This is a genomic window from Pseudanabaena cinerea FACHB-1277, assembly GCF_014696345.1.
GTDB classification, from domain to species: domain Bacteria; phylum Cyanobacteriota; class Cyanobacteriia; order Pseudanabaenales; family Pseudanabaenaceae; genus Pseudanabaena; species Pseudanabaena cinerea.
The window spans coordinates 14,980-36,074 of record NZ_JACJPY010000042.1; the positions used below are offsets into that span (position 1 = coordinate 14,980).

The window sequence follows — 21,095 nt, forward strand, 5'->3', positions numbered from 1 at the left end:
ACCAAAATCTTCTCTGCGTAATAGTTACAGCCTTGTCATGTCGCCCCTATACTATTTACCACTCAAACCCAGAAGAGCCTAAGTAAGTACAGTATTATACGTATTATTTATTGACATTGTTTGTTGTTATTTCGGTATTATTTTGGATATTATTATGGAAACACTTAAAATGAATAAAAAACTAGGAATCTTCTCAATATCTAAAATAGTCTACTCACTTAAGATTATTCATCATATTATTTCTGAACTAGGATTTAATCCTCTAAATACAATCTGGTTTGTCAGAAGCTTTCCTCGATATATTTACCAATTTATAAATTTTTGGATCAAAACCAAAAAAGCCCAGCAAATTCCTCCTATTGGAACTCCATTCCCATGTATGTTAGATAGATATGAAAGTGCTGGCTCGTTACCTAAGCATTATTTTCATCAAGATCTATGGGCAGCTCGTAAAGTCTATCAAAACAATCCAGAGCATCACATAGATGTTGGCTCCAGAATCGATGGATTTATTGCTCATATACTGACTTTCCGTGATGTTGAGATTCTTGACGTTCGACCCATGACTTCTAATATTTCTGGTATTACTTTTCGTCAAGCAGATTTAATACAATCAGCAGATTTACCATCTGATATTTGCGACTCTCTTTCTTGCCTACACGCTTTAGAACACTTTGGATTAGGACGATATGGAGATCCTATTGATCCAGAGGGGCATATTAAAGGCTTGCAGTCTTTGACTAAGTTGTTAAAGCCAAATGGGACGTTATTATTGTCGGTTCCGATTGGCTTAGAGAGAGTAGAATTTAATGCCCATCGTGTGTTCTCAGTTGAAACTATCCTTACATTAACTGAACCAGACTATGAGCTAATTTCCTTTGCTTATATTGATGATCATGATAAACTTCATAATATTACTAAGCAAATCGAGACTCCAGATATGATATATGGCTGTGGACTTTTTGAACTTAAGAAAAAATCAAAATCATTAATATGAGCATATTAAATTATATACAGACAAGAAAGAAGATCGAGTCAAGTAAGAATGTTGACATACTTTGGTATATAGCTTTACTGTTCTTTTTATTACTGGTAGTAACTTTACAATCTTTAGCAAAAAATAATGTAATTTCAATATCAAATTTCTATATTCCTGATAGCTACACCTATGAGTTAAGACTATTAGGTATTAAAGACATTGAAAATGAAGGATTAGCGGCACAAGCCTACAATATACTCAATAAGTTTTTGTATAGTTTAGGATCACATAGCTTTTTTATTTTCAATGCTTCATTATTGTTTTTGTCTATAAATATATGTCGAGATGTGTTTCGATATATATCATCCAGAGCAATTAGCTATGCCAGATTAGCTATAGTTGCAAATCCTTATCTTTTAATAGGTGCAGTCGGACCAAACAAAGAAACCATACTTATTTTTCTATGCCTTTTATTTTGGAAGTTTTTCTTTAAGCCCGATAGCAGATCTAGAATTATTATCCTAACTATCATAGCCACAGCACCTATTTTTATTCGACCAATAGTCTCTTTTCCCCTGTATGTCTGTATATTTATTTATCCACTAATAAAAAACAAATATAATAAGCCTAGGGCTTTCATAATAGCTTTCTTAGGCTTTTTCTTTTTACTAAACTCAATACCATTTACCAAGTCTCTTATTTCTAGTTTATATGCAGATGATAATATTTCCTCATTTGCGACCTCTAGAATCTATGATATTTCATTGCTATTAAAAAACTATAGCCAAGATATCATTTTGCAATATCCAGCATTTGTTGCGAAATCAGTAATATTTCTTTTTGCTCCAATCGTTAGACCACTAACTATTTTTGAGTCTCCATTACCTCTGCTTGATGTTGGATATTCTTGGGTTGCCTTTTTGCTTTTTCCATTTAATTTGTCTTTAACCTTAGCTTCTTTTCCTTTTTGGAGAACCAGTAATAAACAGTTTTCTGTTTATCAATCAATGATATTTTTTTATTCATTATTATCTATAGTGGTAATTATCTTAAATCCGATTTTAACTTTTAGATATATATTTCCTTTTACTCCATTTGTATTTGCTTGCTTTGCATTACAATCAATCAAGGTCAGAAATTATATTATATATTTTTCTATTGTTATTATCTTAATAAGTGTTTGGCTTAGTGTTTGGCTTTCAATGATTTATAATTATAATATTGAAGGTGGAGTAAGTACGATTGAAGCAATACCTGAATTTCTTCAATGGCTATAAGCTTAGTGACACCTATGATTATAATTTTTATTACTAGTTTTATTTTATCTTAAATGACTATACCTATTTTGGTGGTTTCTTGTGATAAGTATCAGGATGTTTGGCATCCTTTCTTCCACTGCTTTTTTAAAAACTGGTCAGACTGTCCTTACCCGATTTATTTAGTTTCTAATACTCTTAAGTATTCAGATGAGCGCGTATCACCTTTGCTAATAAATCCAGATATGGACTATAGCTCTAACCTTATTAAAGCTTTGTCCTTAATTCCCCATGATTGGGTGATTTTTTGGGTAGAAGATCGTCCCCCTGCTCATCCTGTAGATACTGAGCGATTAGTACAGCTAATCCAATTAGCTCAAGCTAAAGATGCAGGATATTTTAAATTGATTCCATGTAATCCACCTGCTTTAGTGAATGAAGTAGAAGGTATAGGAGAAATTCCTAAAGGAGCGCGTTATCGTATTTCGATGACGGTAGCTTTGTGGAAAAAAGAAACTTTACTTAAAATTTTAAAGGAAGGCGAAACAGCTTGGGATATCGAGAAGAGGGGTGGGGTAGAGAGAGCTAATAAGATAAGCGATCGCTTCTATGCTCTGCCTATTGAAACTTTTTCTAATCCGCCTCTTTTAGATATTCATTTAATTTCTAAGGGGCAAATAATGTGGCGAGGTCTAAAAATGCTAGAAGATGAAAGAATATTAAATCACTTAGCAGGTCGCCGCAAAGCATCTTTTTGGAAAAATATTTATTTTGATTGCTACGACTTAGTTTGGAACCTATACTATCGTACAATTTGGCTTTATAGAAAGCTAATATCCTAAATCAACTCAGCCATAACTATGAAATCTATGCTACGGTATAATGTAGCACATCACTATTTCTTATGCTTTATGGCATTATCAATAGGCTATATAGCCTACTTCAAACCTTACCTATCACTTCACAAGAGAGGTAAATACTATAGGTTTGAAATAATTTGACAGGAAATAGTTTATGATGTAAATTTTATTTAATATAAGGGAATGGGACTATTAATTAGACAGATGAATCTCACGTCTAGCTTTTATACTAGGACAAAAATAAATAATTTGAAATAATTTGAAATAATTCGTTGCTATCAGATTGCTTTCAGATGTCAGTCGTTATAAACTGAGATATATGGTTACAGCAATTTTGGCACATATTGGAGAACAGAATATCTATGACTATGCCTGTAGAACAAGAAACATCAATCGATCTATCCAGATATTGGTATATTGCGAAGAAGCGCTGGGTTTCGGCATCAATTGTTGCTGCTTCTATATTTGGGCTGACGGCTATGGTTACTTTCATCCAAAAACCGATTTACGAGTCCCAAGGTAGATTAGTTTTTACTAAAAAAGATGCATCTTCGTCGCTCTCGTCAATTACTAACATGGCTGACAAAGTAGGTGAGTTGGGTGGCTTAACAAATACCAGTAACCCTATTGACACTGAATCTGAAATTATACGCTCATACCCCATTGTTAATAAAACAATTAATTCATTGGATCTTAGAAATTCTCAAGGGGAGGTACTTGCTATTGAGAGTTTTCTAAAGAATCTTAGTTTGAAGACAATCCGAGGAACTGATGTTCTCCAAATTTCCTACAGGAGTACTGACCCACAGGAAGCTGCAAATGTAGTAAATACCATGATCAAACATTATTTAGATAGTAATGTTAGTTCTAATCGTACTGAAGCAAGGGCTGCTAAAGAATTTCTATCTAGTCAGTTACCCAAAGTTGAAGATCAAGTTAAGGAAGCCGAGGCGAATCTACGCAGCTTTAAGGAAAAAAATAATTTGGTGGCTTTAGACGTAGAAGCTGAATCTGGACTGGAGTCTTTGAGCAAACTATATGCAACAATTAATGAAATCCAAGGTCAGTTAGCTGCGGTGGAGGCTCGCTCTCAGTCCTTGCAAAATCAAATGCAACTTAATACTCAGGAGGCTATTGACCTTACCTCTATCGGACAATCTGCCTCTGTACAACAATCACTGGCTGAGTACCAAAATATACAAAGAGATATTGCAGTAGCAAGAACTACTTATTCTAATCAACATCCCACTGTTGTGAGTTTAATGCTCAAAGAGGAAGCTCTAAAACAAGAGTTAGAATCAAGGGTTTCTCAAACTATTGGGAGGTCAAATTCCTTGCCTCAGCAAAATCGTCAAGCAGGATTACTGACACAATCTTTAACTCAAGACTTGGTTAAGTCGGAGGTAGAAAGGTTAGCATTAAGGAGTCAACTAGAAGAGCTACAAAAAATATTTTCAAATAACAGGAGTCGTTTAGATAGCTTGCCAAAATTGGAACAGGAGCAGATTCAATTACAGCGACAGCTATCGGTGGCTCAAGGAACCTATGAACAACTGCTGAAACAATTTCAGTTAGTGCAGATATTGGAGAGTCAAAATGTTGGTAACGCTAGACTGGTTGAGGAGGCTTTGTTGCCCTCCCGTGCTGTGTCTCCTATAGTTCCTCTAAATTTAAGTTTAGGTGGGATTTTGGCAGTTGTTTTGGGGTTGGGAACTGCATTGGTATTGGAATCGATGGATAAATCGCTCAAAAATATCGAAGAAGCGCAACTTTTACTCGATCTTCCTTTGTTAGGTGCAATCCCGTTAATAACTGCGGATGGCAGTAAAAGTATTGGAGATAGCAGCCAAGATTTACCCTTACTGAGGCGATCGCATGCTGTAACTAATTCATTTGAAATTGTTCAGGCTAATCTCAACTTTAGCCTTCCCGATCAAAAATTAAAAGTGATTTTAGTGACCAGTGCAACAGCAGGAGAAGGTAAATCCTTTGTGTCAGCAAATTTAGCAACTGTTATGGCCGAGAGGGGAAAACGGGTGCTGCTGATAGATGCTGATATGCGTCGTCCTCGTCAGCATAGAATCTGGAAGGTGTTTAATTCCAAAGGTTTGAGTAATGTTTTAATCAATCAAACCTCTTTGCAGGATAGCATTTTTCAGCCTTTACCTAATCTCGATCTGATGACTGCGGGAACCGCACCACCTAATCCCATAGCCTTGTTAGATTCGCATTCTATGGAGGAGTTGATTGATAAAGCCAGAAATAATTATGATTTCGTGATTATAGATACTTCTCCCTTAATGGCTGTTGCAGATCCATTGGTTATTAGTAAGCTGACCGATGGCTTATTGTTGGTAGTGAGGCTTGGCCAAGTGCATTCCGAAGAAGTAGCGATGGCGAAAACCCTACTAGATCAATCTAAGATTCCTATTTTAGGAATGATGCTCAATGGCATTAGTGATCACAATAGCTATGGTGGATATTACTACTATGGGCGTGATTATTATTTAGACAAAGAGGCGATCGCCGAATCAACTAAGTAATACTAGAAAATATTCTACTTCTTAAATAGTTTTTGTCACCCATCATGTTTACAGATGCAAATTATCCCACGTTAACTGTAGGAATACCTACATATAATGAGTCATCTCACATAGAAAGAGTAATTAGAGGATTTCTGGCTACAGATTATCCAAATCTTATAGAAGTCTTTATTGCTGATGGTGGTAGTACTGATAATACAGAAAACATAGTAAAAGAACTATCTTTAGAAGATTCTAGGGTTAAGTTTGTCCATAATCACTTAAAGATTCAATCGGCTGGACTCAATATAATTATAGAAAAATGTAAAGGAGAAATTTTCCTTAGAGCTGATGCCCACTCAGATTATGCTCATGACTATATAGAACAATCTGTAGAAACATTGATAAAGACTAAGGCTCTTAATGCTGGTGGCGCTCAAAGATTTGTAGCCAAAAATTCATTTCAAGCCGCAGTAGCATTAGCTTCTAAAAGTATTCTGGGTAATGGTGGTGCGCGCTATCGCGATCCAAATTATGAAGGATTTGTTGATACAGTCTACTTGGGTTGTTTTTGGCGAAGCACTTTATTGGAGTTATCGAAAACAAATACAGCCTACGCCGAACTTCCAGTTAATGAAGACTTTGATTTAAATCTACGCTTAAGTAAAATAGTATTTAATAATATACAAGTTACAAATCAAGATACAGACATAAATCCAAAATCAATTAGTAGAAATCCAAGGGCAATCTATCAAAGTAAAAAAATTAAAACTTGGTATTATCCCCGAAAAACTTGGAATGCTCTGTTATTACAGTACTTTAAATATGGTCGAGGTCGTTACTTAACAAGTAGCAAACATCCTTGGATATCACAAATTAGAGGGATTATACCTTTTACAGTAATTAGTCTCGCTGTATTGATGCTAGTTATTGATTTGTCATTTCCCCAACTTGGTTTACCTATCGAAATCCTGTTTTTATGTGGAATTTGCTTGACGTTTTTAGATAGCTTCCGACTAAATTGGCAATTCCGTAAAACTTTTAGTGCAGAAATTTGGCGTGGTGATGCAAATGCCAAACCGTCATTCCTTATTCTTTGGTTTTCCTGTGGAGTAGTCTTGTTAACAATGCCGATCGCCCATTGTGTCGGTTACGCTTATCAACTAATAAGACATAGGTTTTATAGAGTTGAAGGCTGGTAGAATTGATAAGAGTATCTGCTTGATATTGCCTATTCTTGCTAGATGTGTCGTCCCTAGCAAGCACTATTTGCTCTACCATAAATTGCGAGATTCTTATTGCTAATCCAAGCCCATAGTTGATCACCATAGGAAAAATGCCACCATTCATTGGGATGTCTTGCAAAACCGCTATGGGTCATTACTGCATTTAATAACTGCCGATCGCGATGAAACGCGAATGCTTGGGGGTGAGAGGAGCTAGCAAAATAATCTGGTAAAGAGCGATCGCTGATCTCATCAATAGGAGAACCCATATTTAGCAGTTCTGTATTAAGTTCTGCATTAAACAAAGTGACATCAATCGCCGCACCTGTGCTGTGGGGGGGTGGCATTTGTGGGTCGTTACTAGGAACTGCCCAAAACTTGATCACTTCCGTCATTAGCAAATCTTTTTGTAACTCTGTAAGGTTATCTATTGGCAATCCCTTACTTGCCGCTAATTGAGCGAAGCTGTAGTCCACCATAAACTGCTGCACAGGAATTGGGCGATAGGCATCAAAAATCGCAATTTGATAATTGGGATGCAGGGTTTGTAAATAAATTTGGGACTTTTGCAATCTTTCGAGAATGCCTTGGCGCACAAAAAAAGGAGACTGATCGCCATAGGGTGCGCCCAGCGCTATGTATGGGTGGGGATTGATCTTAAAAAAATGATCGGGAATCTGCACCAATGGCTCGTGGCACTCAGCGATCGGGACTGTTTGATATGGTTTCATTGCTTAGCGACTTGATCCGTTATGCAAACGTTGGCTGATTTTGGCATAAACTCTTTGCGATCGCAATTTTAGGATTTGCCATGTATTGAGATCGGGGATATGATGGCGCTGCGATTGCCTGTGATCAAAGAATTCATTGATTTCCGTAAGAATCACTTTTAACCGACTAATGATATTTTCGGTACGATATTCGGCTAATAATTCGGCTAATAAATGGGAATTTGCAAATATGTGGCGATCGCCCTGATTGAACCGCTCAATGACCTTCAGAATACGCTGCATATCAAATTCTTGAGAATAGCCTGCAATTTTATAACAATTAAAAGCAGGGTCGAGATAGTCCGATAGTCCATGATTGACGCTAGAAAAGACTTGGCAACCACAGGCGATCGCCTCTAGGGGTTGCAGTCCAAACCCCTCGGTCACACCCTGCACTGCCCAATATTCCGCAGAATCATAGAGATAAACCTTGGTACGGTGGAAAAGCGTTTCTAAACTATCCACATAATAATTAATTACTTCAACGCGACATTGCGATCGCAAAGCAGGAATCAACTGCTCTATGAGGTAACGCGATGATTTGCGCGACTGCACTAAAACATCAATGTCGCGATCGCCTGCGATATTCTGGAACTTGGGTGAAATTTCGTTGGGTAAATAATAAAGCAGTGAATGGGGCGATCGCTGTCCCCAATAGCCAAGGGTATTGCGGCTGACGGTGACAATTGGCACTGAGGCAGGTAGGTCAAAGCCATAGCCAGAACTATGGGCATGGTAAATCACATTTAAATTTTTCAGCCTTGAGATTAGCTTCGGCACATCAAAACCCCAACTGACCACAAAAATCGCATCTTTGAGATTCTCCAATGAGTCCCTTAATAGCTCATCGAGCCACAGCAACTCAGGCTGTCGTTGGCGATAGGTGACGACTTCCGCAGGACAGATTTTGCTGGCAATTTCTAAGGTTTTTAGCTCTGCCCACAGTCCTCCACATCTAAACTTACTTGTAGTTCCAGGAAGCAGAAAGTATAGTCTTCTCATCGATAAATATGGGCTGTTGAGGTTTTCGGTAATAATCTTAGTCTGAAGATATAATTTTATTCTTTAATTTTTTAGGCTATTAGCCAACAGGTCAGTGCCGCCGCGATCGCATCGGCAGCATCATCGGGGCGCGGAATACTATCTAGACTCAACTCCCGCTTGACCGCCTCCTGCACATCATTTTTATCTGCATTGCCATGACCCGTTAGCGCTTGCTTAATCTGCGGCGGCGAAAACTCAATTGGCTCAATATTTTGTTGATTTAGCACCAACACAATCACGCCCCTCGCTTGGGCAACATTAACCAAATTGCCCATTCGATAAAAAAATAATTTTTCCATGCCCACCACCTGTGGCTGAAACTGCTCAATCAGCGTGTGCATATCTTCATAAATCGTTTTCAGGCGATCGCCGATGGGTGTTTGCTTGGGTGTGACAATCGTGCCAAATTCTAAAAGTTTTGGTGCGTTAGGCTTTTCCACCTCAATCAAACCAAACCCAACAATCGCTAAACCTGGATCAATGCCTAAAATTTTCATGCAAATAATTTTAGCAGAAAAATGAGCATGGCAGTAGTAACTGTAATCTTTGGCTACATACAGGCTTGTATAAAAGTTTAATCTAAGATGGTTTTGATATATCTGTAAGGCTTTTAAGCTATAATGGCAGAGTGTTTTTGAGTCTTACTTCAAAACACATCCTAAAAGCGCCATCTAACAAGCGATCTAAAACTCTGGAGTTGTTTACCTTCATGCCTGAGACCATTACAGAAACTTACAATGCTAATCAGATCCAAGTACTTGAGGGGCTAGAAGCGGTTCGTAAACGACCTGGGATGTATATCGGTACAACAGGACCTAAAGGATTACATCACCTTGTTTTTGAAGTCGTTGATAATAGCGTTGACGAAGCGCTGGCAGGACATTGCGATCGCATCCTAGTAGACCTACTGCCCGATGGCTCCGTATGCGTCTCTGACAATGGGCGCGGCATCCCCATCGACATTCACCCCAAAACTGGTAAATCTGCCCTCGAAACTGTACTGACGGTTCTCCATGCAGGTGGTAAGTTTGGCGATGGTGGTTACAAAGTCTCAGGTGGACTACATGGTGTAGGGATCTCTGTGGTTAATGCGCTATCAGAATGGGTGGAAGTATCGGTATGGCGATTGGATACGGTCTATACCCAAAGATATGAGCGCGGCTTTCCTGTTACCGAACTCATCCCTACCAAAAGCACCGAAACAAGGCGTGGTACACAGGTACATTTCAAGCCTGATCCACAAATCTTTACGACCCAAACTGAATTTGAATATGACATTCTCGCAGGGCGGCTGAAAGAGCTTGCCTATCTCAATGCAGGGGTCAAAATTGAGTACAGCGATCGCCGAGGTGCAGAAGTTCGCACCGATATCTACTGCTATGAGGGCGGTATTCGGGAATATGTTGCCTACATGACCCGCGACAAGGAGCCAATTCACCCTGACATTATTTACGTCAATGGCGAACGGGATAATGTGGTGGTGGAAGTGGCGCTGCAATGGTGCATCGATTCTTACAATGACAATGTGCTGGGCTTTGCTAATAATATCCGCACCATTGATGGCGGTACGCACTTGGAAGGATTGAAAACAGTCCTCACCCGCACCATGAATGCCACAGCCAGAAAGCTTAAAAAGATTAAAGAAAACGAATCTAATCTGGCGGGAGAAAATGTCCGTGAAGGTCTAACGGCGGTGATCTCGGTTAAGGTTGCCGATCCAGAGTTTGAAGGGCAGACTAAAACTAAGCTGGGCAATACGGAAGTACGCGGTATTGTCGATTCCTTTGTGGGTGAAGTTCTCAATGAATATTTAGAGTTCCATCCTGCGGTGGCAACCGCCATTATTGAGAAGGCTCTACAAGCCTTTAATGCTGCCGAAGCCGCTCGCCGCGCCCGTGAGCTAGTCCGCCGTAAATCAGCTTTAGAGTCTTCAACTTTACCAGGTAAACTCGCCGATTGCAGTTCCCGCGATCCTAAAGAATCAGAGATTTTCATCGTTGAGGGCGACTCTGCGGGGGGCTCGGCCAAGCAAGGACGCGATCGCCACTATCAGGCAATCTTGCCACTGCGCGGTAAAGTTCTCAACATTGAACGCGCCGATGACAGCAAGATTTATAAAAACAATGAAATTCAGGCATTGATTACTGGCTGCGGTTTAGGGATTAAAGGAGAGGACTTTAATGAATCGCAACTGCGCTATCATAAGATTATTCTGTTAGCCGATGCTGATGTGGATGGAGCGCATATTCGCACCCTGTTACTAACCTTCTTCTATCGCTATCAAAGGGAACTGCTCGATCGCGGCTTTATCTATATCGGTTGCCCACCGCTCTACAAAGTTGAGCGTGGCAAAAATGCTCAATATTGTTACAGCGATCGCGACTTACAAACATTAATCGCCACTTTCCCTGCTAACGCCAACTACAACATTCAGCGTTTTAAAGGGTTGGGTGAAATGATGCCGCAACAGCTATGGGAAACCACCATGAACCCCGCCACGCGATCGCTAAAACGACTAACCATTGAAGATGCTGCCGAAGCCGATCGCATTTTCACAATTTTGATGGGCGATAAAGTCGCGCCACGCCGTGAATTTATTGAAACCTATGGTTCTAAACTTGCCCTTGCAGAGCTGGATATCTAATTTAAAGCGCCAAGGTATGTAAATTAACAAGGCAAAAAAGAGTTAAGTTCTTTATTGCCTTGCTGCTTATTTTTTCACATTATAAAGATTAGTATTAGTCATCAAAGCGCCCACCAACAAAGCCCCCTGCAAATTTGCCCAGCTTAAATTTGCACCCCTTAAGTCCGCATCTCGCAAATCAGTCCTACGCAAGTCTGCTCCCTTAAGATTAGCGTGGCGCAGGTTGGCGCGGTGCAAATCTGCATCACTCAAATTGGCATAACTAAGATCAGCCCCCACCAAATTAGCTCGGCATAACTTAGTCCCAGCCAAACTTGCTTTATTCATCAGTGCATGGCTAAAGTCAACCTTATGCAGATCAATATTGTTTAGTTCAATTCCCACCATCACGACATTAGCAAATGTTTTCCGTCCTGACCGATACAGCCGCAAAAACTCACTAGCATCCATTAATCGCTTCACTCAAAATATTAATTAATATAAAATAGTACAAAGGTGTTCTGCAAATTTGACAAAGTTCAGCCTGCAAAACACCTTTGTTTTTTATCGGTTATCCTTCATAGGAATCTAAATCTAACGCCGCAGAGCCACCACGATCTAATTCGACTAACATTTGTCCCAACTGTCGCCATACCAATAGCGCAATTCCCAAAGTAATCGGTAAGGCAACAACATAACCAAACAAAGTTGGTAAGCCAAATACTTCAAGCCCAGTTGCCATAAATATGGCAATGCTGATGGTCATGCCTAAGTAGGGAACTTTGATGCTGAAGCTCTTGAGTTCGAGGAGTGTGCGCGATGACTTGCTCACAGACCAAGCATTCACCAGATTGCGTAGGGTGACTTCAAACGATCGCCCACAGGCAAGACCAGCAATCAGTGAAACAGCAAACAAAAAATAAGGCGGATCGGCTGGAAAGTAATAATTCACGGTTATAAAATATATTAAATACTAGTAGTATGTCTGTATCTTATAGCGGTTTTACATCAAAGCGCAAAGTGGCATAGCCATTTTGCGCTTTAGAATCTCTGACAGGAGTATTTTTTTTTAGAACCGAAAAGAGAGTTGCGGCACTTCGTGCCGCAACTCTCTTTTGCTTTTTGACTATGCTTGATTAGCCTTAGCTTGTTGCTTGCGCCTAATGCGCCAGCCACCAACAGCACCCGCCACCAAAATACCAGCGATCGCAGGTGGTACTGGTACGGGTCTAGTGGGTACATAGCCAGAGATGGTGTCATTGCTGCACTCAAAACCTAGGGTGGCGAGGAAGGACATTCCCCGAACATCTTCAGGCAATGTAAAAGCAAAGCCGAAGATATGCTTATTGCTGGAGGCTATATTAACATTGGTGGGAAACATGGATGCGGCTAGGTCAGCAGGGCTGAGAGAGCGTACATTACCGCCAGTGTACTTAGTTCCAGTTGCGATTACATTGGGAACAGCAACGGAAGTGTTTTTAGTATAGTCACCGAAATAGGAATTGCTCCATGTCAAATCCCCAAATCTAGAGTTGGGGTCGGGCAAATTCTTGTTATCGTTATCAGCCTTTACTTTCTTGTTATAATCGTTCAGCTTGGCATAGCCACTATTGGTTGAAGCAACGCTCTTGCCAGTAACATTTGTGTATACGCCATTGCCCACTGCCGAATCGTTAAAGGCAAAACGTACACCCAATAAAGAGCCTTGAGCAGATTTAAAAGTGCTGCCGTTGTCATAGCCAAGATCTAAGAACAGGTCGCCATAACCGACATTGTTAATCGTACCGCTAGCACCAGCAACATAGCTAGTATTGATACCAACAAAAAGTTCCTGTCCAACTTGCTTAAAGCCAAATCCGTAGAAATCATAGCGGCTAGTACCGCTAAATAGTGCGTTACCGCTTACTCCACCCGATCCATCGTAAAGTTGATCATCGTTAGCATAGTGCCAACCATTGATGAGGGTGCTAGCTTGAGCAGGTAAACCTACACTTAAAGCACCTAGGGAGAGTAATAATGCTGAAGCTATTTTCTGAACAAATGCAATTTTCATGTTTCCCTGCTCCCCAGCATTCACAAATCCAGAAGCCTTAAGCCTAGAGTATGAACAACTGGTCTACATAAATTTAATTAACAGAATTGAGCATAGGTATTTTGTCGAGAGTTAGATACTAACTTAGGTTATCAAATAGTTATTTTTTAGTTATTAGTTTGGCTATTTGCGCTAAATTAAACATCCAAAGAAAGAAGAAAGCGCCGCTTTCTTCTTTCTTTTAGTATTAGTCGCGAGGTTTATCGGTGGCGCGATTGAGCAGCCATAATGATGAGACTAAACCCACAAAATGGGCGAAAATAATATTAAAGCTTGCCTGAATAATTTGAAAGTCGAGGGGTTGAATCGTCAGGTTGAAATTACCAGAGCCAGCAAATACACCCTGTTGCGATCGCAGGGTCAGTGAGCCGATAATTGCGGCAGAGCCGATTAGGGTCACAAACATCCCAATTAAATTGATGATTAAGCCGATTTTGATCTGCAAAATAGTTTGGGTTTTAGTGGGGCGATCGGGATATCGCAACTTTTCCGCCATCTGCGTATAGCGAAAGTTCCAAAAAATACTTGCCCCTAATACTGCCACCCCTGCCCAAGCAAAACTTAAGCCTGGCAAAGTGGCTGGGTTGCTATCAGCACCAGTGGGCAGCCCTGTTTGATTTCCCTTTAAAAAAACTAACTGCACTAGCACCACCGATGAAATCACGCATAGCACCACCTGCGTCCAAAAAGCCGTCCAGCCCCACCGCCGAAATGAAACCATCACCCGTAAAACATTGGGTGAAACACCACTTAGGTTATTGTCTCCGTTGGCATCTTTGTTTGTATTTTTAAGTTCTCTGGGCATGGGATTTGTTAGGTTTTACTGGCAATATTTTGTGACATCTTCGCCTCTATCCGCCAAGTAATTGAGCGCTCGAAAGCGCAAACCCACTAGTTGATCGTAGAGTGGGTTGATTTCGCACATGGCGGGGATGTGCATAATTTTACGCCCAAATAGCTTAACATCACGCTCAAAGGGGCATTGGGCTGGAATAACTTTACAGATCAAATTTGCGAGTTTGGCATCGTGGATATCGAGATGATCGAGCCAATCTTTTACAGGATTGAGCAGATCGGGGTGATGTTCTTCATGGTGTGCTGCTGATTGTAGTTTTTGCCTCAGCTCATTTATGGCTGTGATCTCTTGATGGAGCGCTCTAGAAAATTCTTGAATCACTTGGTCCTCACTATCAGTGTACTGTCCGTCCGCCAGTGCCATCATGACTGCCATTCTCAAAAAATTCTGCGCGATCGCAGGATCTTTGCCCAACCCATCCGCTAACTCTGCGGCGCTGATTGGAGGGTAATCGGAGAAGTTTGCACCTTCTTCTAACTCTTCGCTATGGCTGAGTTGATCGAATAAGGTGCGTTCTTGCTCGCTATAGTCATTGTCGGCAAGGGCGACACTCATGAGTCCACGCAGCCAAGCTGTGATTTGAGTTGAGGTATAGGGTGAATGTTGTGTTTTCATAGCCAATCGGTTAGTGACAATCGGTCAATGGTTTGTATAGATCATACAACTTTAAATCCTAAGAAGCGAGTGGCAGCGCTACAATCCGCTAGGCAATTCTTCTTAGAATTTTGCTTAGAATTTTGCTTGGAATTTTGCTTGGATGGCGAATCATAAGAAAACCATTAAGCGCTATACAAAGCAAAGCCTTCCATGTTTTTCATGATTGGGAATTGGGTGATTTGCGCTGCAATGTAAGGGGCGACAGCTATACTTGATTAGCACTGCTCAATCATTGTTTGAATACTATGGGCTATGAGCCGTTACACCACAAATATCGCCCCCAAACCTTTACAGATCTAGTCGGACAGGAGGCGATCGCCCATACCCTAGCAAATGCGCTGAATACTAAGCGGATCGCTCCTGCATATCTATTTACAGGCGCACGCGGCACTGGCAAAACCTCTAGTGCGCGGATCATGGCAAAGTCGCTCAATTGCCTTAGTTTTGACCATCCCACGCCTCACCCCTGTGGCAAGTGTGAGCTATGCCACAGCATCACCAATGGCAATGCCCTCGATATTACGGAAATTGACGCTGCCAGCAATACAGGCGTTGATAACATTCGGGAGTTGATCGAACGTGCCCAATTTGCCCCAGTCAAGGCAAGGTTTAAGGTCTATATTATTGACGAATGTTTGACGGGGGATACCCTTGTGCAGACTGATCTCGGTTTAATTCGTTTAGATGATCCATCTTTGTTAGGCAAACAGGTTTTAAGCTATGACGAGCAGACTGAAAAATGGGAGTACAAAAAAGTTTTGCGTTGGCTAGATCGTGGCATTAAACCAACTTTAATTATTAAAACCAATCAGCAGTCTATTCAATGTACAGGCAATCACCTAATCAGGACTCACCTAGGATGGATCAAAGCAAGCAACATCAAAGCTGGGATGAGCATTTTGTCACCTGTGCCTGTGGAGAGGGTCGAATCTGTAACCCTCGTTGGTGAAGAAAGAGTTTATGACATTGAGGTTGAGGATAATCATAATTTTGTGGCGAATGGATTGTTAGTGCATAACTGTCATATGTTAAGTACCGCAGCATTCAATGCCCTTTTAAAAACCCTCGAAGAGCCACCCGATCGCGTTACTTTTATCCTTGCCACCACCGATCCACAGCGCGTATTACCGACTATTATTTCCCGTTGTCAGCGTTTTGACTTTCGGCGCATTCCCCTTGATGCGATGGTACAGCACTTAGGGAAGATTGCAAAGAATGAGAATATTAATATTAATTTAGAAGCAATTACTCTAGTGGCACAGATCTCGCAGGGGGGACTGCGGGATGCGGAATCTTTGCTGGATCAATTGAGTTTGGTGGATGGCGAAATTAATGTCGGTGCGGTTTGGGATTTGGTCGGCTCAGTGCCAGAACAGGACTTACTGTCACTGGTGGAGGCGATCGCCAGCGATCATGCCACTGACCTCATCGACTATGGGCGCAGGATTATGGATCGCGGTCGCGAACCTTTGATCGTGTTGCAGAACCTCGCCAATGTCTATCGTGATTTATTAATTGCCAAAACCGCCAGCGATCGCAGTGACTTAGTGGCGATGACTAGTGACGGTTGGCAGCGCCTAGTGCAGCTTGCCCAAGCTTTAGCCATTCCCCAAATCCTGCATGGTCAACAACACTTGCGATCGGCAGAATTCCAAATTCGCAACTCCACTCAACCACGACTTTGGTTAGAAATTACGCTCATGGGTTTATTGCCATCGGCAGCGATCGCCCCTATGCAATCCCATCAAGCCGCGATCGCGCCTCCACTGAATGTTAATCGCCCACCCATTGCCCAACGTCCAAATAATCCGTTACCTGCTGCGACTCCACCAGCGATCGCCGCGCCACCATCAGTTGCACCATCAGTTGCACCATCAGTTGCGCCAATAACTCCAACCACCCCTGTCAGCAGCCCTTCTCCAATTAGCGCAGCTCCTATTCTCAACCCAGAAACTCCTCCTCTTTCTGAAACTCCATTATACTCAGGAGATGATGATCTTGAAGACTTTGCTGGCATCGGCTATGACCTCGCTCAAGTCTGGCAGAATGTTCTTGCGATCATGCAACCATCGACCAAAGCTTTACTAATTCACACTATGAAAGCGTTTGTGATGGGTATTGAACATCAAACTGTGAGAATATGTCTTGCGGTGGAACGGAGTAACCAAATTGAAAATCATGCCAAAGAGAAGCGGAATGAATTAGAGTCTGCGTTTTCTAGAGTCCTGCAAAGGTCAGTCAAGGTGGCTTTTCGCTGCGATCCTCATGCTGTCGCAACCACAACTAGCCCAACGCCTAACCCACCTACTGTAAATCGTGCAGCGATCGCACCACCACCATTTAATCCCAATCCACCCAATCCCCAACCATCCTCGCCTTATCCTCCCCAATCTTCATCACCAATTCCGCCCAATCCTCCCGTTAGTAATTCTGCAAACAATTCCCAAGGTCATTCTCCTAGTCCCGCTTTCACTCCACTGTCATCAGAGGATATGGTGATTAGAAATGTGGCAGAGTTCTTTAATGGGCAAATTGTTGATTTGGAAGATAGCTAGGCATATTTGGACAAATGAATTTTGCTTACGGAAAAGCTCTAAAGCTTTACGACAGTAGGAAATTGCGTCATCTTCTTTTACCAAGCTTGGCAAATCTATCGCCATGTTCTTTGTAATAATTTGCGTCTGCTTAAAAGGGTAAAGTGGTGATGCACTTTTGACGATCCATGTCGCTGATGATGCTGGCTGGAAGTTCTGGTACTTCAGAGGTGGCATAGATGGGATAAAGATCGCCATTGCCTGAGTCTCTAGATGCAACGATATTTTCGCGATCAATCCAGAAGAAGCCTTTACCGCCGCCATAGCGTAATTCTCTGTTGAGTACGGTTCCAATTTGCATGGTCAAATTTCCCTGATAGTCTTTGGTGACGACACAGGTTCCGCCTTTGGCTGTGGATGGATAGACATAAAAGGATTTATTGCCTGTGTACCAACTACCTAAAAATTTGGCGGCGGCAGGGTTACGACTTTCCCATTCTCTCTGAAATTTGCGTCGTTGATTTTGTTGGTTGCCTTTGAGATTAACTAAGCTTGCTGGGTTCCTAGATGCCCGTAAAATGCGATCGACTTTCTTGAAATCTTCGTTGGTAGGATATTTGGCGATCGCATCTGTTGGTCTTACAGGAGTGGAAGAAGATGGAGCAGAAGGTGTATTTTCGTGATTCCCCCACGGTATCTCATTGAAATCTTGTCTTTGGTTGATACCTCTTAAAATAGACATCAAACTATAGATATTCGGGCTGTCTCTAAGATAAACAAAGTCAGCAATTTGCCATCTATTATTATTTTTAGAGACTAAAACTTTAATTGGATTAGGTCTTCTTCTGCTATATCCAAGCCCTGTTTGGAGAGTAACATATACTTCAGCCGAATCCTGTTTAGGAGCAACTGAATCGATCTGAAATGAATAGCTTCCAACTTGAGCATTAGAAAACACATCGAAGTTAAGTATGCCACTCCATCGAGGCATCTCACTTATACGAATAGCTCTATCTAAATTTCTGTAGAGCTCTGGAGTAAATGCCCTCCTCTTCTGCGATAGTGTACGGCGGTAAGTATCACTGTTTTGAAAATACCAAGTATAAAAATCAAAGACAATGGATTCAGAAGGATGTTTTTGTGTAGGAGATTGAGTCTGAGTTTGAGAAGGTAGAGAAGCTGTACATCCTAAATCTGCAAATCTTCTGTCACGGATTTCTTGTAACCTTGTTGGGAATATGTATGTGAAGACTGATTTCCTACTCCCAACAGTTGTGTATTGGGCAATAATATCAGTTTTTTGATCTGGAACAGCAACCCCTGATTGTTTCCTTATTAAGCCACCTTTCTTTCTAATAAATGTTGTTTTACCAAAATCTCCAGATACTAGTAATTTATCCCCTGTGACCCTACCAATACTAATTTTCTGCTTTGTCCCACCTTCGTCATAGAAAGTCAGGACAGCACATATTTGTCCTTTAGTTTGCGATGGATAAAAGCTATAGCTTTCTTCCCATCCCGACCACATCCCCAAGAACGGAGAAATAGATGGATCAGCTTTTGCCCAAGCATTTGCAAAGTTATTGACTTGAGTAATCTCTGATGCTGATCGTATATCTGTATAAGCTCTAACGCGACTTGATCCCAACGCTGCCACATCAAAATCTGGTTCAAGCGATCGGATTTCTTGATCAGATAAATATCGGTTGGAAACTTGAGCGATCGCCTCTGTAATATTCCCCATGCTGAAAGATATAGAAGTAGCAACTAAACCAATTAGTAGATTTTTTGAATTAAACATGATGTAAACTTCTTTGATATTTGTGATGATATGAAAAAACTAGTATTAAGGGGATAAAGATGTTGTGCAGCCCATTTGAGTAAAGCGACCTTTATCCAGTTTTCCTATCCCCCTGAAGTCATTGAGTCCTAAGTGTCTTGGGAAATGTAATGGTAGAACTGATCTTTTTCCATTACTAAAGGAGTATTTAGCAAGAAATACTCCTTCTTGACTGTTTTTTGTGCGGTTACTCTTTTTTCTGGTAATAACTACCTTTCCTAGCTCTCCATCTGACACAAGTCTGCCGCCCTGAACTGTTCCAAAATTATAAGCAGGGGGATAGCCGAGGACTGCTTCAACTACACAAACTCGCCCCTTTCTTTGAGAAGGGTAGATGTGGAGAGAAACATCATCCATATATGTCCAAGTACCAAGAAATGGGGCAAAATTTGGCATAGAAGGATCAACTTTCTGCCACGCATTTACAATGCGGTTAATTTGCGTTGAGTAAGTACGCAAAGCTTCACCAGAAAAAGCATTCATAAATTTAGTTGCTCTCTCAAATTCAGGCTCAAGAGAATTAATTTCTTGATTGGATAGGTATCGACTAGAGTATGGAACTTGCGCGATCGCCCCTGACCAATTTCCTACCATCCAAACCGTAGCAAAACTCAACGAACCTAACAAAACATTTTTAGCAAACATCATAAAATTCACTTAGCAACCTAAATTAGTATATTCAGAAACTAATAGCACACAGAATTACGCCCTATTTGGAGACAATTGATCACATTTTGATCATTTCTATTCATCCGCTCCATAGTTTCTCTAGAAATACGTTCAAACGATATGGGATGACGATAATAACCGCGAGCGCAAACACCATCAACACTCATCTCTCCATTGCAAGTTTTCTCGCCTCGCCCCTGGAGTCCCCATTTCATGGTAGTCACTACACCATCTTTCCAAACTAATTTACTCACCCCTCCTCCAGCCCAAGAAGTTGATTCATAGATACAAGTCTGCCGCAGTTCTAACTGTTCTCCACGAAAAAAATAACAGGGTTTAGGTTGTGGCTCAGTTCTTCCTGCTTGCACAGGATTTGCCGACAAGAGCAACATGATAGAAGGTATTAAAGCGATCAACTTTTTCATTTTTCTATATTTCTATATTTGCTAAAAGGCGAATGTTTGACTAGGGCTGCCGATTACCGCTTTTGATTGCCGAATTGGCGATCGCCAATGCCGTCTCAGGCTGCCTTTGTTTTGCCGTAACGTCATACAAAACCCCATTTGACTTCCATTGTACTTTAGTCCAGCAAGCCGTTCCACCGCACCAACTTGTAAGCATTCCGTTGGAATTGCCAGACAACTTGACCTGCTTTATAGTAGCTGCATATCTGGGATCTGGATCTTGACGAGGTTTTTCAAAATCTTTGCCCCGCTTAGCGCTAACTGAAAAACGAAATGCAACATTACCCACCTCTCCAGGACGATTATTAAAACGAACACTGTAGTCAGTATCTGAGTAAGTATCTAAGAAAGTATAAATGCTTTCGCTTCTATCAAACTTATACTGTTCAACCACTTGCTCAGATGGCAACAAAATTGGGACATTTGTTCTTCTTGCTATTTGAGCGGAAATTGCCTTAATTGAAAATGTCCCAGCGATCGCCTCTAAAACATTTACCCCACCCAAACTAACTATTAAACTCAAAGAAGTGAGTAAAACTTTGTTTTTATTTATAAAGTTCATAAAGTTCATGAAGTTTAGCCTTATCAATTACATCAAATACCAGAAGTGTTGAACGATAGAAAATAATCAGAAAAAAGCGCTCCTAATTTGTTAAACTAGAAGCCATAAATTAAAAAAATAATATCTATGATGTTATCCAAC

At 41.0% G+C, this 21,095-nt stretch carries 19 protein-coding genes; 7 read left to right on the forward strand and 12 right to left on the reverse strand.

Annotation, left to right across the window (positions count from 1 at the left end; genetic code table 11):
• Window positions 1-154 precede the first annotated feature (154 nt).
• The 5 genes from H6F44_RS13365 (at window position 155) to H6F44_RS13385 (ending at window position 6,819) form a co-directional block, all read left to right on the forward strand.
• Entirely contained in the window at window positions 155-997 is an 843-nt protein-coding gene (locus H6F44_RS13365) for a DUF268 domain-containing protein (RefSeq protein WP_199302120.1), read from the forward strand.
• Window positions 994-2,256, forward strand: a complete 1,263-nt coding sequence (locus tag H6F44_RS13370; protein ID WP_190351491.1) for a hypothetical protein — start codon at window positions 994-996, stop codon at window positions 2,254-2,256. The genes H6F44_RS13365 and H6F44_RS13370 overlap by 4 nt, the downstream gene beginning before the upstream one ends.
• Window positions 2,257-2,309: 53 nt before the next feature.
• On the forward strand, window positions 2,310-3,077 hold the full coding sequence (locus H6F44_RS13375) for a hypothetical protein (RefSeq protein ID WP_190351493.1): 768 nt from the start codon (window positions 2,310-2,312) through the stop codon (window positions 3,075-3,077).
• 380 nt (window positions 3,078-3,457) lie between these two features.
• Window positions 3,458-5,638 (forward strand): GumC family protein, encoded by a 2,181-nt coding sequence (locus H6F44_RS13380; RefSeq protein ID WP_190351495.1) that lies wholly within the window; start codon window positions 3,458-3,460, stop codon window positions 5,636-5,638.
• A gap of 44 nt (window positions 5,639-5,682) precedes the next feature.
• On the forward strand, window positions 5,683-6,819 hold the full coding sequence (locus H6F44_RS13385; RefSeq protein ID WP_190351497.1) for a glycosyltransferase: 1,137 nt from the start codon (window positions 5,683-5,685) through the stop codon (window positions 6,817-6,819).
• 53 nt (window positions 6,820-6,872) lie between these two features.
• Here H6F44_RS13385 and H6F44_RS13390 read toward each other — a convergent pair whose 3' ends face one another.
• The 3 genes from H6F44_RS13390 to ruvC all read right to left on the reverse strand — a co-directional run bounded on the left by H6F44_RS13390 (window position 6,873) and on the right by ruvC (window position 9,154).
• Window positions 6,873-7,574 (reverse strand): M15 family metallopeptidase, encoded by a 702-nt coding sequence (locus H6F44_RS13390; protein ID WP_190351500.1) that lies wholly within the window; start codon window positions 7,572-7,574, stop codon window positions 6,873-6,875.
• Between the two features lie 3 nt (window positions 7,575-7,577).
• A complete protein-coding gene (locus tag H6F44_RS13395) occupies window positions 7,578-8,615 on the reverse strand; it encodes a glycosyltransferase (protein WP_190351501.1) in 1,038 nt (345 codons plus the stop codon).
• 71 nt (window positions 8,616-8,686) lie between these two features.
• Window positions 8,687-9,154 (reverse strand): crossover junction endodeoxyribonuclease RuvC, encoded by a 468-nt coding sequence (ruvC, locus tag H6F44_RS13400; RefSeq protein ID WP_190351503.1) that lies wholly within the window; start codon window positions 9,152-9,154, stop codon window positions 8,687-8,689.
• Window positions 9,155-9,378: 224 nt separating this feature from the next.
• Between ruvC and gyrB the strand changes: the two genes are divergently transcribed.
• On the forward strand, window positions 9,379-11,301 hold the full coding sequence (gyrB, locus tag H6F44_RS13405; RefSeq protein WP_190351527.1) for a DNA topoisomerase (ATP-hydrolyzing) subunit B: 1,923 nt from the start codon (window positions 9,379-9,381) through the stop codon (window positions 11,299-11,301).
• 66 nt (window positions 11,302-11,367) lie between these two features.
• Here the strand turns inward: gyrB and H6F44_RS13410 are convergent, their stop codons facing one another.
• The 5 genes from H6F44_RS13410 to H6F44_RS13430 form a co-directional block, all read right to left on the reverse strand.
• On the reverse strand, window positions 11,368-11,751 hold the full coding sequence (locus tag H6F44_RS13410) for a pentapeptide repeat-containing protein (RefSeq protein WP_190351529.1): 384 nt from the start codon (window positions 11,749-11,751) through the stop codon (window positions 11,368-11,370).
• Window positions 11,752-11,851: 100 nt separating this feature from the next.
• Window positions 11,852-12,232 carry a hypothetical protein gene (locus tag H6F44_RS13415; RefSeq protein ID WP_190351505.1) on the reverse strand — a complete coding sequence of 127 codons (381 nt, stop codon included), beginning with the start codon at window positions 12,230-12,232 and terminating at the stop codon, window positions 11,852-11,854.
• 174 nt (window positions 12,233-12,406) lie between these two features.
• A complete protein-coding gene (locus H6F44_RS13420) occupies window positions 12,407-13,333 on the reverse strand; it encodes an XDD3 family exosortase-dependent surface protein (protein WP_190351506.1) in 927 nt (308 codons plus the stop codon).
• Window positions 13,334-13,559: 226 nt separating this feature from the next.
• On the reverse strand, window positions 13,560-14,177 hold the full coding sequence (locus tag H6F44_RS13425) for a DUF3611 family protein (protein ID WP_190351508.1): 618 nt from the start codon (window positions 14,175-14,177) through the stop codon (window positions 13,560-13,562).
• Window positions 14,178-14,192: 15 nt separating this feature from the next.
• Window positions 14,193-14,843: a Mo-dependent nitrogenase C-terminal domain-containing protein gene (locus H6F44_RS13430; RefSeq protein WP_190351509.1), complete on the reverse strand. Its 651-nt coding sequence runs from the start codon at window positions 14,841-14,843 to the stop codon at window positions 14,193-14,195.
• A 287-nt stretch (window positions 14,844-15,130) separates the two neighbouring features.
• Here H6F44_RS13430 and dnaX point away from each other — a divergent pair, with 287 nt between their 5' ends.
• Window positions 15,131-17,440, forward strand: a complete 2,310-nt coding sequence (gene dnaX / locus H6F44_RS13435) for a DNA polymerase III subunit gamma/tau (protein WP_190351511.1) — start codon at window positions 15,131-15,133, stop codon at window positions 17,438-17,440.
• A 130-nt stretch (window positions 17,441-17,570) separates the two neighbouring features.
• On the opposite strand, the gene H6F44_RS13440 is transcribed toward dnaX, so the two are convergent.
• From H6F44_RS13440 to H6F44_RS13455, 4 genes are read right to left on the reverse strand one after another with little or no spacing between them, the layout of a single operon-like run.
• Window positions 17,571-19,220 (reverse strand): DUF3828 domain-containing protein, encoded by a 1,650-nt coding sequence (locus H6F44_RS13440; RefSeq protein WP_190351513.1) that lies wholly within the window; start codon window positions 19,218-19,220, stop codon window positions 17,571-17,573.
• Window positions 19,221-19,265: 45 nt separating this feature from the next.
• Window positions 19,266-19,907 carry a hypothetical protein gene (locus H6F44_RS13445; protein ID WP_190351515.1) on the reverse strand — a complete coding sequence of 214 codons (642 nt, stop codon included), beginning with the start codon at window positions 19,905-19,907 and terminating at the stop codon, window positions 19,266-19,268.
• A 38-nt stretch (window positions 19,908-19,945) separates the two neighbouring features.
• A complete protein-coding gene (locus H6F44_RS13450) occupies window positions 19,946-20,353 on the reverse strand; it encodes a hypothetical protein (protein WP_190351516.1) in 408 nt (135 codons plus the stop codon).
• Window positions 20,354-20,393: 40 nt separating this feature from the next.
• On the reverse strand, window positions 20,394-20,954 hold the full coding sequence (locus H6F44_RS13455) for a hypothetical protein (RefSeq protein WP_190351518.1): 561 nt from the start codon (window positions 20,952-20,954) through the stop codon (window positions 20,394-20,396).
• Window positions 20,955-21,095: the final 141 nt, after the last annotated feature.

Excerpts from the sequence above, each read along its gene's own strand:
- H6F44_RS13430 (WP_190351509.1), bottom strand. The coding sequence starts at position 14,843 with ATGAAAACACAACATTCACCCTATACCTCAACTCAAATCACAGCTTGG.
- dnaX (WP_190351511.1), top strand. The coding sequence starts at position 15,131 with ATGGGCTATGAGCCGTTACACCACAAATATCGCCCCCAAACCTTTACA.
- H6F44_RS13395 (WP_190351501.1), bottom strand. The coding sequence starts at position 8,615 with ATGAGAAGACTATACTTTCTGCTTCCTGGAACTACAAGTAAGTTTAGA.
- H6F44_RS13410 (WP_190351529.1), bottom strand. The coding sequence starts at position 11,751 with ATGGATGCTAGTGAGTTTTTGCGGCTGTATCGGTCAGGACGGAAAACA.
- H6F44_RS13445 (WP_190351515.1), bottom strand. The coding sequence starts at position 19,907 with ATGATGTTTGCTAAAAATGTTTTGTTAGGTTCGTTGAGTTTTGCTACG.
- H6F44_RS13370 (WP_190351491.1), top strand. The coding sequence starts at position 994 with ATGAGCATATTAAATTATATACAGACAAGAAAGAAGATCGAGTCAAGT.
- ruvC (WP_190351503.1), bottom strand. The coding sequence starts at position 9,154 with ATGAAAATTTTAGGCATTGATCCAGGTTTAGCGATTGTTGGGTTTGGT.
- H6F44_RS13365 (WP_199302120.1), top strand. The coding sequence starts at position 155 with ATGGAAACACTTAAAATGAATAAAAAACTAGGAATCTTCTCAATATCT.
- H6F44_RS13425 (WP_190351508.1), bottom strand. The coding sequence starts at position 14,177 with ATGCCCAGAGAACTTAAAAATACAAACAAAGATGCCAACGGAGACAAT.
- H6F44_RS13390 (WP_190351500.1), bottom strand. The coding sequence starts at position 7,574 with ATGAAACCATATCAAACAGTCCCGATCGCTGAGTGCCACGAGCCATTG.
- H6F44_RS13440 (WP_190351513.1), bottom strand. The coding sequence starts at position 19,220 with ATGTTTAATTCAAAAAATCTACTAATTGGTTTAGTTGCTACTTCTATA.
- H6F44_RS13455 (WP_190351518.1), bottom strand. The coding sequence starts at position 20,954 with ATGAACTTTATAAATAAAAACAAAGTTTTACTCACTTCTTTGAGTTTA.
- H6F44_RS13385 (WP_190351497.1), top strand. The coding sequence starts at position 5,683 with ATGTTTACAGATGCAAATTATCCCACGTTAACTGTAGGAATACCTACA.
- H6F44_RS13375 (WP_190351493.1), top strand. The coding sequence starts at position 2,310 with ATGACTATACCTATTTTGGTGGTTTCTTGTGATAAGTATCAGGATGTT.
- H6F44_RS13450 (WP_190351516.1), bottom strand. The coding sequence starts at position 20,353 with ATGAAAAAGTTGATCGCTTTAATACCTTCTATCATGTTGCTCTTGTCG.
- H6F44_RS13420 (WP_190351506.1), bottom strand. The coding sequence starts at position 13,333 with ATGAAAATTGCATTTGTTCAGAAAATAGCTTCAGCATTATTACTCTCC.
- H6F44_RS13380 (WP_190351495.1), top strand. The coding sequence starts at position 3,458 with ATGACTATGCCTGTAGAACAAGAAACATCAATCGATCTATCCAGATAT.